This is a genomic window from Candidatus Pantoea formicae (genome assembly GCF_011752625.1).
GTDB classification, from domain to species: Bacteria; Pseudomonadota; Gammaproteobacteria; order Enterobacterales; family Enterobacteriaceae; genus Pantoea; species Pantoea formicae.
Genome location: NZ_VWXD01000010.1, coordinates 53,231 through 67,147 on the forward strand (window position 1 = coordinate 53,231; position 13,917 = coordinate 67,147).

At 56.9% G+C, this 13,917-nt stretch carries 12 protein-coding genes; 3 read left to right on the top strand and 9 right to left on the bottom strand.

What is annotated here, in order from left to right; translation table 11 throughout:
- Position 1: 1 nt before the first annotated feature.
- Positions 2 to 643, bottom strand: a complete 642-nt coding sequence (locus F3J38_RS22165) for a hydrolase (RefSeq protein WP_034819796.1) — start codon at positions 641 to 643, stop codon at positions 2 to 4.
- Between the two features lie 254 nt (positions 644 to 897).
- Here F3J38_RS22165 and F3J38_RS22170 point away from each other — a divergent pair, with 254 nt between their 5' ends.
- Positions 898 to 1,815 carry a bestrophin family protein gene (locus tag F3J38_RS22170; RefSeq protein WP_167142130.1) on the top strand — a complete coding sequence of 306 codons (918 nt, stop codon included), beginning with the start codon at positions 898 to 900 and terminating at the stop codon, positions 1,813 to 1,815.
- A 119-nt stretch (positions 1,816 to 1,934) separates the two neighbouring features.
- On the opposite strand, the gene F3J38_RS22175 is transcribed toward F3J38_RS22170, so the two are convergent.
- Complete coding sequence (locus F3J38_RS22175) at positions 1,935 to 2,780, bottom strand: alpha/beta hydrolase (RefSeq protein ID WP_038649806.1); 846 nt, start codon at positions 2,778 to 2,780, stop codon at positions 1,935 to 1,937.
- A 302-nt stretch (positions 2,781 to 3,082) separates the two neighbouring features.
- Between F3J38_RS22175 and F3J38_RS22180 the strand changes: the two genes are divergently transcribed.
- Positions 3,083 to 3,265 carry a hypothetical protein gene (locus F3J38_RS22180; protein WP_167142133.1) on the top strand — a complete coding sequence of 61 codons (183 nt, stop codon included), beginning with the start codon at positions 3,083 to 3,085 and terminating at the stop codon, positions 3,263 to 3,265.
- A 496-nt stretch (positions 3,266 to 3,761) separates the two neighbouring features.
- Here F3J38_RS22180 and F3J38_RS22185 read toward each other — a convergent pair whose 3' ends face one another.
- The 3 genes from F3J38_RS22185 to F3J38_RS22195 are packed head-to-tail and all read right to left on the bottom strand — an operon-like array spanning position 3,762 to position 6,747.
- Positions 3,762 to 4,109 carry a YaeQ family protein gene (locus F3J38_RS22185; protein ID WP_167142136.1) on the bottom strand — a complete coding sequence of 116 codons (348 nt, stop codon included), beginning with the start codon at positions 4,107 to 4,109 and terminating at the stop codon, positions 3,762 to 3,764.
- Positions 4,110 to 4,135: 26 nt separating this feature from the next.
- Positions 4,136 to 5,485 carry a cation:proton antiporter gene (locus tag F3J38_RS22190; RefSeq protein ID WP_167142138.1) on the bottom strand — a complete coding sequence of 450 codons (1,350 nt, stop codon included), beginning with the start codon at positions 5,483 to 5,485 and terminating at the stop codon, positions 4,136 to 4,138.
- A gap of 53 nt (positions 5,486 to 5,538) precedes the next feature.
- A complete protein-coding gene (locus F3J38_RS22195; RefSeq protein WP_167142141.1) occupies positions 5,539 to 6,747 on the bottom strand; it encodes an MFS transporter in 1,209 nt (402 codons plus the stop codon).
- Between the two features lie 92 nt (positions 6,748 to 6,839).
- On the opposite strand from F3J38_RS22195, the gene F3J38_RS22200 reads away from it, so the two are divergent.
- A complete protein-coding gene (locus tag F3J38_RS22200; protein WP_167142144.1) occupies positions 6,840 to 7,769 on the top strand; it encodes a LysR family transcriptional regulator in 930 nt (309 codons plus the stop codon).
- Between the two features lie 164 nt (positions 7,770 to 7,933).
- Here the strand turns inward: F3J38_RS22200 and F3J38_RS22205 are convergent, their stop codons facing one another.
- The 4 genes from F3J38_RS22205 to kdpB all read right to left on the bottom strand — a co-directional run bounded on the left by F3J38_RS22205 (position 7,934) and on the right by kdpB (position 13,915).
- Positions 7,934 to 8,431, bottom strand: a complete 498-nt coding sequence (locus tag F3J38_RS22205) for a TIGR00645 family protein (protein WP_045832201.1) — start codon at positions 8,429 to 8,431, stop codon at positions 7,934 to 7,936.
- Positions 8,432 to 8,485: 54 nt separating this feature from the next.
- Positions 8,486 to 11,161 carry a two-component system sensor histidine kinase KdpD gene (kdpD, locus tag F3J38_RS22210; protein WP_167142147.1) on the bottom strand — a complete coding sequence of 892 codons (2,676 nt, stop codon included), beginning with the start codon at positions 11,159 to 11,161 and terminating at the stop codon, positions 8,486 to 8,488.
- A 121-nt stretch (positions 11,162 to 11,282) separates the two neighbouring features.
- Entirely contained in the window at positions 11,283 to 11,855 is a 573-nt protein-coding gene (kdpC, locus tag F3J38_RS22215) for a potassium-transporting ATPase subunit KdpC (RefSeq protein WP_167142151.1), read from the bottom strand.
- An 11-nt stretch (positions 11,856 to 11,866) separates the two neighbouring features.
- Positions 11,867 to 13,915, bottom strand: coding sequence for a potassium-transporting ATPase subunit KdpB (gene kdpB, locus F3J38_RS22220; RefSeq protein ID WP_167142154.1), 2,049 nt, complete (start codon positions 13,913 to 13,915; stop codon positions 11,867 to 11,869).
- Between the last annotated feature and the right edge of the window lie 2 nt (positions 13,916 to 13,917).

Genomic DNA, 13,917 nt, shown 5'->3' on the forward strand with positions numbered 1-13,917 from the left:
TTCAAGCCTGACGCTGTGGCGCTTTGTGCACCATGGTGTAGGCATAATCCACGCCCATACCGTATGCGCCGCTGTGCTCACGCACCAGATCCATCACCGCATCGTAAGTCTCTTTGCGTGACCAGTCGCGCTGATACTCCAACAATACTTGCTGCCAGGTCACTGGCACCGCACCGGCCTGCACCATGCGCTGAATCGAACGCTCGTGGGCATCGACGCTGGTACCACCTGAAGTGTCAGTCACGACATACACTTCAAAGCCCTCTTTCAAGGCCATCAGGGCCGGGAAAGTCAGACAAACTTCCGTCCAAAGCGCTGAAATAATCAATTTCTTACGACCGGTCTTCTTCACTGCTTCCACGAATTTGGCATCTTCCCACGAGTTCATCGAGGTACGTTCAATCGGCTTCGATTCCGGGTGCACCGCCAACAGTTCTGGCCAAATGTAGCCGCTAAAACTTTCGGTTTCTACAGAGGTATAAATCACCGGCACGTCGAAAACTTTGCCCGCTTTTGCCAAAGCGACGGTGTTATTTTTGAGCTGCTGGCGATCAATATTGGCGACGCCGAAGGCCATCTGCGGCTGGTGGTCGATAAAGATCAGGGTTGAGTTCTGTGGGTCGAGCAGGTCGAGTTTAGACATGATGTATTCCTCTAAAGTGTTTTTAAATTTGTGTGTTGTGCTGCTGGAATGAACTTTAGAGAAAGGGACCGCGAAGAGATAACGCAAAGAATTTTACAACTTGTTCAAAGTGTTTTTAGAAGGTTGATTTATAAAGATAAAAACTACTTATATCGCCTATGCTTGTGGTGAAAACACCTGATTTTCGCATTGCTTATACAGCAATGACGGGCGTAACCTGTCCCGACTAAATCATAAAAAACACCATCGCAAAAATGATCGTACGTCCTCATCAACACTGGTTCCTCCGGCTGTTCGACTGGCATGGCTCGGTACTGGTAAGCATTATATTTCGCCTGTCACTCAACCTGCTGATGTCGGTGATCGCCATCATCGGTTATCCCTGGTATTCCACTTTCGGCATTCACCTCACCACGGCACCGTTCAGCTTGATTGGTGTGTCGATTGCGGTGTTTCTTGGCTTCCGCAACAACGCCAGCTATGCGCGCTTTATTGAGGCGCGCACGCTGTGGGGCAATATGCATATCGCCCAACGCTCGCTGCTGCGTCAGATAAAAACGATTCGTGGCGTCAGTGAAGAACAGGTGCAGGAGTTTATTGGATTGCAGCTGGCATTCAGTTGGGCGTTGAAACACCGATTGCGCAAAACCGATGCGCAGGCTGACTTAGCAAGGCTGCTACCGGAAAAATGGCAACGCGCGGTGCTGGGCCATCCCATGCCGACATCGCAGACGCTGTTATGTATGGGCGAGTGGTTAGCGCAGCGGCGCGATGAAGGATTAGTCTCGGATATTGTCTGGCAGAGCATTGATGAGAATCTCAATCTGCTGTCGGCATATCTGGGAGGCTGCGATCGTTTGGCCAGCACGCCTATCCCGTTTGCCTACAGTTTGATTCTGCACCGCACCGTGTATCTGTTCTGTACCCTGCTGCCGTTTGCGCTGGTGGCGGATTTGCATCTGATGACGCCGCTGGTGTCGGTGTTTATTTCCTACACCTTCCTGTCGCTGGAGTCACTGGCAGAGGAGTTGGAAGATCCGTTCGGCACTGCGCCTAATCATCTGCCGCTGGATGCGCTTTGCGTCAATATCGAGCGTAATTTGAAGGCGATGAATAACGATTTCCCGCTGCCGGAACCGCATCAGCCGGACCGGTATTTTAATTTGACGTAATGCGCCCATTTGCGAGACGCGCATAAAGGCACAACCGGGCACAGGACCAGCAGATCTGGCCGACCACCAGGTAACTCTTTTGTGGTCAGTCTCTTCGGATAATATGTTCTTCTGCCCGGTTAACTGTGCAGATCCAGCCAACGCACATACGCCTGATCCCACAGTGCGGCAGGCGAACCCGCTTTACCCAAACCAAACCCGTGCCCGCCGCTGCTGAGTTCAATTAACTCTACCGGCACCTGCATACGACGGCAGGCATCGCGCATCATCTCAGTGTTATGGGGATTTGAGGTGTGATCGTCTTCCGCCTGAGCGAGGAACGTCGGTGGATATTGTCGGGTGACATAATTCTGCACTGACCAGTTCGCTTCCTGAGTGGGTGTCGCGTGATCGCCTACCATCATCAGGTGCGTCTTGGTGTTCTGATACGGCGCTTCAAGGGTGATGACCGGGTAGATCAGGCCAACGCTATCGGCCGTTGGACGGATCTGGTCAAGCGGGTCCTGCGCAGGATAGGTGGTGAAATCAGGGCGTGCCGCCGCCATACCCAGCAGATGTCCGCCGGCAGAGAAACCGAGCAAGTGCACTTTACGTTCCATTGAACGCACCAGACGAATGGCGCGCTGCGCATCCTGCAAGGGTGCGAGGTTGCCCGCCTGCCACTTCTCCCCCGGCAAGCGATAACTCAACACATAAACGGTATAGCCATTAGCATTTAACCAACGCGCGACGGGCCAGGCTTCGCGCCCCATGCCGATAAAGCGGTAGCCGCCACCAGCAGCCACAATCACCGCTTCGCCATTCGGATTTTCTGGCCGGAAGCGCTGAATGGCTGGAGAAACAATGTTTGTCCAGGAGCCGTTCATACTGACTTTCAAGAGTCCAGACGGCCCGCCGCCACCCGGCGGATCGTCAGGCCATAATGGGATGATGTCATCACGGGCAAACAGTTTGCCTGTGGTCATCGAAAGGACGGTTGCCCCGGTTGCCAACAAAAAGTGACGCCGTGTAAGTTTCATGCCCAGTAGCCAGTATTGAAATAAACATGTCAGCCTTGTGGGCTGCGTCTCGTTATGTGATATGTGTCGAATTTCAACGCTGGCGATTATGTACGCATTTTGTACAAAAGATCCATTAAAAAAGCGCCTAAAAAGGCGCTTATTTTATCGTTAATCTGCATAACTTTTGCCGCCATCTCATAGCACCTACCCGAGACCTGATTATCGGCTCAATAGTGAAATCCAGAGACTTGTTTATCGGCTCAATAGTGAAATCCCGAGACCTGTTTATCGGCTCAGTAGTGAAATCCCGAGACCTGTTTATCGGCTCAGTAGTGAAATCCCGAGACCTGTTTATCGGCTCAGTAGTGAAATCCCGAGACCTGTTTATCGGCTTAGTAGTGAAATCCCGAGACCTGTTTATCGGCTCAGTAGTGAAATCCCCTAAATAATTCGGACTGTAGCAAGGCGGCAAGGATGCGAGTCCCCGGGAGCTTACTGTAGTAAGTGACCGGGGCGAACAAACGCAGCCAACGCCGCTACAGTGCGAAGTATGACGGGGATTTAATCCCCTAAATAATTCGGACTGTGGCAAGGCGGCAAGGATGCGAGTCCCCGGGAGCTTATTGTAGTAAGTGACCGGGGTGAGCAGACGCAGCCAACGCCGCTACAGTGCGAAGTATGACGGGGATTTAATCCCCTAAATAATTCGGACTGTGGCAAGGCGGCAAGGATGCAAGTCCCCGGGAGCTTACTGTAGTAAGTGACCGGGGTGAACAAACGCAGCCAACGCCGCTACAGTGCGAAGTATGACGGGGATTTAATCCCCTAAATAATTCGGACTGTGGTAAGGCGGCAAGGATGCGAGTCCCCGGGAGCTTACTGTAGTAAGTGACCGGGGCGAACAAACGCAGCCAACGCCGCTACAGCACGAAGTATGACGGGGATTTAATCTTGCTGCTGGAATTGGGTCATAACAGTTTGCTCGCACTGCTGCTGATTATGGCGCAGCTGCGCACGTTCATCCTCGCCTAGCTCCATCCAGGCGCTGATCACTTCCTGCGCCGTTTCTTCATTGAATTCAGGCTTATCCACGGCCGAAGAAGACTGGCTGGCAGCCAGCTGAGACTTCATCTTCGCGGTATAGGTATCCAGATCGCTGGTCTTTTTTTCCGTGCTCACCAGATGGCACAGCTGGCTGGCATACACATTCTCTTCGCTGGTGTTATCACCGTCGGCGGCGAAGACAGGGGCGGAAAGCGAGAGCCCAACGAGGGCGATCAATATGGCTTTCATAACAGACTCCAGTAATTTCCAGAAAATCACTTTTGATTATGTTGCGCACGCGCCGCCTGACGGGCGGCACGCCAGTTTAATAACGGCGTCACCGTGATGCCATGCAGCACGATGCTGCACACCACTAACGTCAACGCCATATCCACCATTTGCTCTGCCTGCGGGCCACGCATGCCGTGTACCCAAGCGTAAGCGATGTAGTTGATACTGCCGATGCCGCGAATCCCTAACCAGCCAATCAAAAGGCGGCGCATCAGGGGAATTTCACAGCGCCAGGTGGTGATCCACACCGCCAGCGGACGCACGACCACAAACAGTAGCAGCGCTAAGCCAATACCGGTGAGATTCCAGTGCTGCGCCAGTGTGATACCCAGCACCACCATCATGCCTGCGGCCAGCAAGCGCTCGATAGTATCACCAAATGACAATGCATCACCGATCACCAAACCCACTGATTTCACCATACCGCTGCCACCGTGTGCCAGCCTTTGGTTGGGATTGACCCGCGCTTCTGCGGGCAGGTATTGCTCTTCTTCTGACAACTCCGCTTGCGGATAGTGCTTCACCACCCGCAGTTCCGCACGCCGCAGCCCCACGCCCGCCGCAAAGGTGGCGAGGAAGCCAGAAGCATCGACGGCTTGCGCCGCTGCATAACTCAGCGCAATCAGGGCCAGTGCGAGAAAATCGTTGGGGGCAATATCCTCGTGGGCGCTGCGCAACTGGGTCGCTAATTGTCCGATCAAACGTCCCAGCAAAAAACCGATACCCAGCCCGCCCGCAATAGCCCACAACACATCTTTCAACGCCCATGTGCCCCAATGACTGATATCCATGCTTTCAGGCGCCAGCAACAGCAGCGCCAACATTAGCAACGGCAGCGCCGAACCATCATTCATTCCCGCTTCGCTGGAGAGCGCCACACGCAACGCGTCATCATCACGCGCATCGTTAACGGAAATCAGGCTGGCCAGCACCGGATCGGTGGGTGCCACGATGGCACCAAATGCCAGTGACAGCGCCCAGTCAAACCCGGTGATCCAGTGCACCAGCAGCGTCATGCCGCCTACGGTAAGCAGCATCGCGGGAAAGGCCAACCGCACGCCGACACGCCAGGCATGTGCATTAAGCGGGAGACGTAACTTGAGTCCGGTGATAAACAGCGAGGCTGCCATGGCAATTTCGGTGAGGTGGGCCGCAAGGTTGGCGTGCCCTATGATGTCGATTTGCAGCAGATTGAAGACCCACGGGCCACACAAGATGCCCGCAAGCAGGTAGAGCCCAAACGAGGTCACTGGTCCACGGTGTATCCAACCGGAAGCCAGTGACATTAGAAGGAGCAGACCACCGGTGGCGGCAGTCCAGGCCAGGAAGTTCATAACGCTCCGTTTTTAAATAATATTCTTCCTTAAGCCTGGCACAGGATTAACGATCAGTTTTTCAAGTGACGACTCGCCAGACGAATCATCAACGCAAGCGCAGCGGCAAGTGTGGAGAGCGCCACCACGCCGGTCCAGCCAAAGTGCGCCAGCGCCAGGCTGCCAAGTGCCGCCCCCGCCGCCATGCCAATGAACACCACGGTAAACATCAGTGCATTCAATCGACTACGCGCTTCCGGTGCCAGACTGTAGACCAGCGTCTGATGCGCCACCAGCGTGGCCTGCACACCTAAATCGAAACCAATGGTACTGATGATGATCAGGCCGATCTGAGCCGGAACCGGCAACAGTGGCAGCAGGAACATCAGCGCAAATGACACCATCACCAGCGTGGCACCATACTGGGTGACACGTGCAGGGCCGATGCGATCAGCCACGCTTCCCGCCAGCGGCGCAGCCAGCGCACCCGCTGCACCCGCCAGACCAAACGCCCCTGCTACCGCACTATCAAAATGGAAGCGCTCACTTAGCATTAGCGCCAACGTTGACCAGAAGGCACTGAAACCCACCGACAGCAAGCCCTGTGCCAGTGCGGCACGACGTAGCGTCTGGTGATGTTGCCACAGGTGCGCCAGCGACAGCAGCAGACGCGGATAGCTGACAGAAGTACCCGGTTTGAAGCGTGGCAACACACGCCATAGCGCGAGGCTAATCAACAGCACGGCAACCGCCGCCACCATGTACATGGTGCGCCAGCCCAGATATTCCGCCACCACGCCGCTCACCACGCGTGACAGCAGAATACCGACCAGCAAGCCGGTCATCACTGTGCCAACGGTTTTACCGCGGCTGCGTTCTGGCGCGAGTGCCGCCGAAGCAGGCACGATGTCCTGCGCCACGGTAGCGGTTAAGCCGGTGACAAAACTGGCGATCAGTAACGCGTTAATGCCGCCAGAGAAGCCACACAGCAACAGCGCGGCGACCAGCATCAGGCCTTTAATCAGGATAATGGTGCGGCGGTCATGGCGGTCACCAAGCGGTGCCAGCAGCAGAATACCGAGTGCATATCCCGCCTGGGTCAGCATTGGCACCATACCAACACTGCCGATACCGACGTTAAATTGTTTGCTGATGATATCCAGCATCGGCTGGCTGTAGTAAATCGATGCCACGCTAAGCCCGGCACCTGCAGCAAGCGTGAACACCAGCGGCGCTGGCAGTTTTTCAGCTGGCAATGCAGTAGATTGCGAAATGGCTGACATAGTGAATTCCCCCGTGAAAGTGCGCTTATTAAAGCGCGTCGCGGCCATACGCGGTAGACTCGTCAAACACAGAACTGTTATGCACGGTGCGTATGAGCAATCCAACCAGTATTGACCGCATTGAACTGATGCAGACCTTTATTCGTATTGTCGAAAGTGGATCGCTGTCAGCCGCCGCTGCGCAGTTGGGCACCACACAACCCACCATCAGCCGCCGGTTGCAGGCACTGGAACAGCGGTTAGGACTGAAGCTGATTCTGCGCACTACTCATGCCTTGAAACTCACCGATGACGGCGAGCGTTGTTATGCGCAAGCGCGGCAGTTGCTGGCAACCTGGCATGCGCTGGAAGATGAACTAACGGGTTCCAGTGACGATCCGATTGGCACACTGCGCGTACGTGCGCCCCATGCGTTTGGCCAGGACCAATTAATCGATCCGCTGGTGGATTACCTGCAACGTTACCCGCGTCTGACGGTGGAGTGGATGCTCAATGATCGCACGCCGGACTTTATCAGCGAAAACGTCGATTGCGCGATTCAGGTGGGTGCAGTGAACGATCCCTCGCTGGTGGCGATTCTGCTGGCCGAAGTGCCGCGCTTTGTGGTGGCCGCACCTTCACTGCTGGCACAGCATGCGCCAATTGAGGATGTCAGCCAACTGACCGACCTGCCATGGCTGGCGCTGACCAGCTTTTACCGCAATGAGCTTGCACTACAGCGCTTGAGTGATGGGCAGCCGATGAATCTGCCGATTGCGCCTCGCCTCGCCAGCGACAGCTTATACGCCATCCGCAAAGCCGCGCTGGCGGGCATGGGTGCGGCGATTGTGTCGTCGTGGGTAGTACAGGAGGATTTGGCGAAAGGAGAGTTGATTCAGCTGGTGCCCGAGTGGCAAGCCCCGCCGCTGCCGGTGTGGCTGACCTATCCATGGGCCAGCTATTATCCCGCCAGGATGAGGCAGTTTTTCGCGATGATCAGGGAAGTGATGCCGAAGCTGGCGGGCACACAGCCGGTGCGGTGAAGACAATGCCGCCATAGCAATGTGGTGACGTCACGTTAAAGGGTGCCTTCAGGGAAATGGTGCAGATTTTCGTAGGAGGCGCAGTTCCTGGGAGGTTGAGCGGATTTTCAGGCGTTGTGCTGATTTCCGTAGGGTGCGCATTCATGCGCACCTGGAACACGAAATTACTTCTTCTCCACCTTCGACATATTATCCAGCCAGCCCATCACAAAGGCCGACAGCACAAAGGTCAGGTGGATAATCACGTACCACATCAGCTTGCTGTTCTCGACGTTGCGCGCGTCCATAAAGATGCGCAGCAGATGGATCGATGAAATCGCCACAATCGAGGCCGCGACTTTGTTCTTCAGCGAGCCGGAATCCATCTTGCCCAGCCAGCTCAGCTTCTCTTTATTCTCATCAATATCCAGCTTAGAAACAAAGTTCTCATAGCCGGAGAGCATCACCATTACCAGCAAGCCGCCGACCAGTGTCATATCCACCAGCGACAGCAGCAGCAGAATCAGATCGTTCTCGGCGATGCTGAAAATGTTGGGCAACAGGTGAAAAATTTCCTGGAAAAATTTAACGGTCAGCGCCAGCAACCCCAGCGAAAGTCCAATGTAAACCGGTGCCAGCAACCAGCGCGATGAATACATCAGGTTCTCGATAAAACGTTCCATAATTTCCCATTAATCAACAGACAAGTGGTCGATTATAACCGAACTTGTGTGAAGTTATTTCAGCGGTTCTTCAGAAATTTCAGGGGCCGCTGGCAGCGGTAGTGACAAGCGAAACTCTGCGCCCCCTTCCAGTCGGTTTTCCGCCCAGATACGTCCGCGATGGGATTCAATAATGGTTTTGCTGATCGCCAAACCCAGTCCGACACCGGGCACAGCCGACTCCTTATCACCGCGCGCAAACTTGTCGAAAATGCGCGTCATGTTCTCAACGGCGATGCCCGGACCGTTGTCCCACACCGCAATCTCCAGCCGCTCTTTGTCACGCCAGGCGCGAATACCGTGCTGCGCGGCGTTACCAGCATATTTGAGGCTGTTCTCAATCAGGTTGGTGAACACACGTTCTAACATCGCGCTGTCGCCTTTGATCAGCACCAACTCTGGCGGCAGATCCAACGCAAAATCATGCCCTTTTAGCGACGGCCCCATACTGCTCAGCGCCCCGCCAATCACTTCATCCAGCGCCACCCACTCTTCGCGCAGGTTAAGACCGCCGGACTGAATACGCGCCATATCCAGCATATTGCTCACCAGTCGAATGGTGCTTAACGTTTGCTCGCGGATCTGATTGGCCTGCCCGACATATTTTGAGTCCTCACCGGCCAAATCCAGCATAAGCATTTCCGCCTGACCGAACAGCACCGTCAGCGGGGTTCGCAGGTCGTGTGAAAGTGCCGATAGCAGGGCATTACGCAGTTGCTCCCGCTCTGCCGCCAGCCGTGAGGCCGCTTCACTCTGCGACAGCGCCATACGTTCCAGCGCGTTGGCGATCAACACCGTGAAGGTTTCCACCAGACGCTGCTGTTCGGGAATCATCAGTTGGCGCAGATTCTCTGGCTCAACCACCAATAAACCCCGGCAGTGATTGCCGCTTTTCAACGGCAGAATTTGATACGGCACCGCAGGCAAGGTATCGGTGCCTGCACCCGCGGGTTGCGCTTTGCTAAAGCTCCATTTGGCGATGCCGAGATCGGGCGGCGTGCCAATACTGCTCTCACCCACCGCCTGTAACTCACCCTGCTCATCCGGCAGCAGCAGCTGGCTGCGTGCCTGCAAGGTGACATCAATCACGCGCTGGCTAGTGGCGGCAATATCCTGCGGAGTGAGCGCGCTGCCAAGAGACTTCGCCATCTCATACAGATGGCGCGCACGCTGTTCACGATAGCGCGCGACTTTAGCCTGATAGCGCACGCCTGCTGTCAGGTTCCCGACGATCACCCCTACCGCCAGCATCACCGCGAAGGTCACCAGATACTGCAAATCCGATACCGCCACGGTGCCGGTGGGGGCGACAAAGAACAGGTCAAAGGCCAGGATGTTGATCACCGTGGCAAACACCGAAGGCCAGCGGCCAAAGCGCAGCGCGACTAACACCACGGCCAACAGATAAATCATCACGCCGTTGGCCGGATCGAACTCCACCAACAGCCAGCGACCCACGGTTGTCACCAGAATGCACAGCGCAATCGCCATCAGGCAGCCGCGCAGATGCAGCCGCCACTTATCACTGTTGGCCTGTTTACCACCGAGCGGGTGTGGCGCGTCGCGCACCGGTTCATCCAGTGCCACCACCAGTAAATCGAGGTCTGGGCCGAGCTGCCCCAAACGCTGAGCAAAGCTGTCGCGCCGCCAGCGTCGCTGTGGCTGGCGTCCGGTGACAATTTTGCCGAGGTTATGCTCACGTGCGTAACGCAGCACGGCACGGGCTTCATCGGGATCGGAGAGCGTGGCCGTTTCCGCGCCGAGTTCTTGGGCTAGTTGCAGCGTGCGTAAAATGGCGCGACGACGCGCTTCCGGTAGGCGATTGAGGCGCGGGGTTTCTACGTACACCGCGTGCCATTCGCTGCCAAGGCGCGCGGCTAAACGCGCGGCGGTGCGCACCAGTTTCTCACTGCCAGTGTCGTCGCCGATGCACAGTAAAATGGCATCACGTGTGTGCCAGACTTTGTCGCGGCCCTGCTGATCCCGCCAGGCACGCATCTGGTCGTCCACGCGGTCCGCGGTGCGGCGCAGCGCCAGTTCGCGTAGAGCAAACAGGTTGCCTTTGCGGAAGAAGTTTTCAATCGCGCGCTCGGCGCGATCGCCGACGTAGACTTTGCCCTCTTTCAGCCGCTGACGCAGATCGTCCGGCGGCAGATCCACCAGCACTACCTCATCCGCGCTATCGAAAAAGGGATCGGGTACGGTTTCGCGCACCTGGATGCCCGTCACACCGCCAACCACATCGTTGAGGCTTTCCAGATGCTGCACGTTGACGGTGGTGATCACGTCGATGCCCGCTTCCAGCAACTCCTCGATGTCCTGCCAGCGCTTGGGATGACGCGAACCCTGTACGTTGGTGTGCGCCAGTTCGTCCATCAGAATTACCGCCGGATGACGCGCCAGTGCCGCATCGAGGTCGAATTCAGCGTGCCGTGAACGCCCCGTGGCGCGACGTGGCAAAACCGCCAGGCCGTTAAGTAGCGCAGCGGTTTCTTCACGTCCATGGGTTTCCACCACCCCCGCCAGCACATCAAGGCCTTGCGCACGTAAACGCTGTGCCTCCTGCAGCATGGCGAAGGTTTTGCCCACGCCCGCACAGGCACCGAAGTAGATTTTCAGCTTACCGCGATGGCTGTCACTGTGATTGAGCAACAGCGCATCGGGATCGGGGCGGGTGATTTCGTCGTTCATTCGTTATCCGTCATACCAAAGTGCGACAAATCGCGTTGTCGTCATCGGCGCGCTCATCAAAACGGTCGCCATAAATGACGCCCCCTACAGTTGTAGGGTGCGCATTTATGCGCACCTGGCCTTATCCCTGCAACGCATCTAGCGCCATATTCAGTCGCAGCACGTTCACCGTCTCCTCACCGATAAACGGCAGCAGCGGACGCTCAGTGTTACGGGCAATCAACGCTTCCACTTCCTTCAGCGCCATATTGCGCGCTGCCGCCACGCGCGGTGCCTGCCACAGCGCCGCTTCGGGTGAAATGTCCGGGTCTAATCCGCTGGCCGAAGCCGTCACCAGCTCGACCGGCACCGCTGTGGGGGCTTGCGGATTCGCTGCACGCAGCGCAGCCACGCGTTCCGCCACAGCTTTATCCAGCGCCGGATTACTCGCCGCCAGATTACTACCGCTGGAAGCCAACGCGTTGTAAGGCGTATCGCCGGTGGCCGACGGGCGGCCCCAAAAGTGTCCCGGCTGACTGAAGGCTTGCCCGATTTGATCGGAGCCGCGCACCGCGCCATCTTGCTCAATCAACGAGCCGTTGGCCTGAGACGGGAACCACCACTGCGCCAACCCCGTGGTCAGCAACGGATAAACCGCGCCGGTTAACAGCGCCAGCATTATTAACAATACAATAGCCGGACGTAACTGACTCATTTCTCTTCTCCTTAAACCAGGCCAAACAGCGTCAGCAGCAGGTCGATGGCTTTAATACCAATAAACGGCACCACAAGTCCGCCCACACCGTAAATCCACAGGTTGCGGCGCAACAGGGCAGCAGCACTCATCGGGCGATAACTCACGCCCTTCAGTGCCAGCGGGATCAGGAACACAATCACCAGCGCGTTAAAGATCACCGCCGACAGAATCGCCGAGTTCGGCGAGTGCAGCGCCATTACGTTCAGCATATTGAGCTGCGGATAGGTCGCGGCAAAGGCGGCCGGAATGATGGCGAAATATTTCGCCACGTCGTTGGCAATACTGAAGGTGGTCAGCGAACCGCGCGTCATCAGCATCTGTTTACCGATGTGCACCACTTCCAGCAGTTTGGTCGGGTTGGAGTCGAGATCGACCATGTTGCCAGCCTCTTTCGCCGCCTGCGTACCCGAGTTCATGGCCACCGCCACATCAGCCTGTGCCAGCGCGGGCGCATCGTTGGTGCCGTCACCCGTCATCGCTACCAAGCGCCCTTCTGCCTGATACTGGCGAATCAACGCCAGCTTGGCTTCCGGTGTCGCTTCCGAAAGAAAATCATCCACGCCTGCTTCTGCCGCAATCGCCGCCGCGGTCAGTGGGTTATCCCCGGTGATCATCACGGTTTTGATGCCCATCTTGCGCAGTTCAGCGAAGCGCTCTTTGATACCGCCTTTCACAATATCTTTCAGCGCCACTACGCCCAGCACCTGCGCCCCTTCAGCCACCACCAGCGGTGTGCCACCCGCGCGCGCCACTTCTTCCACGCTGGCGTTCACTTCAGCCGGGAAACGACCATGATTGGCTTCGATATGGCGGCGAACTGCGTCAACAGCGCCTTTACGGATTAGGCGGTCTTGCACATTGACGCCGCTCATGCGCGTTTGCGCTGAGAACGGAATAAAGCTGGCTCCCATGCTGCTGAGATCGCGTTCGCGCAGGTTAAATTTCTGCTTCGCCAGCACCACGATACTGCGCCCTTCCGGGGTTTCATCCGCCAGCGAGGCCAGCTGCGCGGCGTCCGCTAACTGCTGCTCGGTGACGCCAGGTGCAGGCATAAACTGCGTCGCCTGGCGGTTACCCAGCGTGATGGTGCCGGTTTTATCCAACATCAGCACATCGACGTCGCCCGCTGCTTCCACCGCACGACCGCTGGTGGCGATGACATTAGCACCGAGCATGCGGCTCATCCCCGCCACGCCAATCGCCGACAGCAAGCCGCCGATGGTGGTCGGAATCAGGCACACCAGCAATGCCACCAGTACCGTCACGCTCACCGGCGTGCCGCCATAAGCGGAGAACGGCCACAAGGTTGCGGTTGCCAGCAGGAACACGATGGTCAGCGACACCAGCAGAATGGTCAGCGCGATCTCGTTCGGCGTTTTGCGGCGTTTTGCACCTTCGACCATGGCAATCATGCGATCAAGGAAGGTTTCGCCCGGATTGACGCTGCACTGGATCACCAGCCAGTCAGAAAGAATGCGCGTACCGCCCGTTACCGACGAAAAATCGCCGCCGGATTCGCGGATCACCGGCGCCGATTCGCCGGTAATCGCACTCTCATCCACGGAAGCGCCGCCTTCCAGCACTTCGCCGTCACACGGGATGATGTCACCCGCTTCCACCAGCACCACGTCGCCTTTACGCAAGGTGTCTGCCGCTACCGGCTGCCATTGCGCGCCATGACGTGGCTCAGCCAGCTTTTTCGCATCACTGGTTTTACTGATGCCTTTCAGGCTGTTGGCCTGCGCTTTGCTGCGCCCTTCCGCCAGCGCTTCGGCGAAGTTGGCAAACAGCACGGTGAACCACAGCCAGATGGCAACCCCAGCGGTAAATCCGGCGTTGCCGCTCAGATGGCCGGTGAGCATCCCGATAGCCAGCAGCGAGGTCAGCACGCTGCCCAGCCACACCAGGAACATCACCGGATTGCGAAACTGCACGCGCGGGTCGAGTTTTTTCACCGCATCGAACATGGCGGTGCGCGTTAACGCCGCATCAAACAGCGCCAGTTGTTGACGACTCATGA

Bases quoted from the DNA above. Each gene is read 5' to 3' on its own strand.
- F3J38_RS22200 (WP_167142144.1), top strand. From the start codon at position 6,840: ATGAGCAATCCAACCAGTATTGACCGCATTGAACTGATGCAGACCTTT.
- F3J38_RS22185 (WP_167142136.1), bottom strand. From the start codon at position 4,109: ATGAAAGCCATATTGATCGCCCTCGTTGGGCTCTCGCTTTCCGCCCCT.
- kdpB (WP_167142154.1), bottom strand. From the start codon at position 13,915: ATGAGTCGTCAACAACTGGCGCTGTTTGATGCGGCGTTAACGCGCACC.
- kdpC (WP_167142151.1), bottom strand. From the start codon at position 11,855: ATGAGTCAGTTACGTCCGGCTATTGTATTGTTAATAATGCTGGCGCTG.
- kdpD (WP_167142147.1), bottom strand. From the start codon at position 11,161: ATGAACGACGAAATCACCCGCCCCGATCCCGATGCGCTGTTGCTCAAT.
- F3J38_RS22190 (WP_167142138.1), bottom strand. From the start codon at position 5,485: ATGAACTTCCTGGCCTGGACTGCCGCCACCGGTGGTCTGCTCCTTCTA.
- F3J38_RS22170 (WP_167142130.1), top strand. From the start codon at position 898: ATGATCGTACGTCCTCATCAACACTGGTTCCTCCGGCTGTTCGACTGG.
- F3J38_RS22175 (WP_038649806.1), bottom strand. From the start codon at position 2,780: ATGACCACAGGCAAACTGTTTGCCCGTGATGACATCATCCCATTATGG.
- F3J38_RS22205 (WP_045832201.1), bottom strand. From the start codon at position 8,431: ATGGAACGTTTTATCGAGAACCTGATGTATTCATCGCGCTGGTTGCTG.
- F3J38_RS22195 (WP_167142141.1), bottom strand. From the start codon at position 6,747: ATGTCAGCCATTTCGCAATCTACTGCATTGCCAGCTGAAAAACTGCCA.
- F3J38_RS22165 (WP_034819796.1), bottom strand. From the start codon at position 643: ATGTCTAAACTCGACCTGCTCGACCCACAGAACTCAACCCTGATCTTT.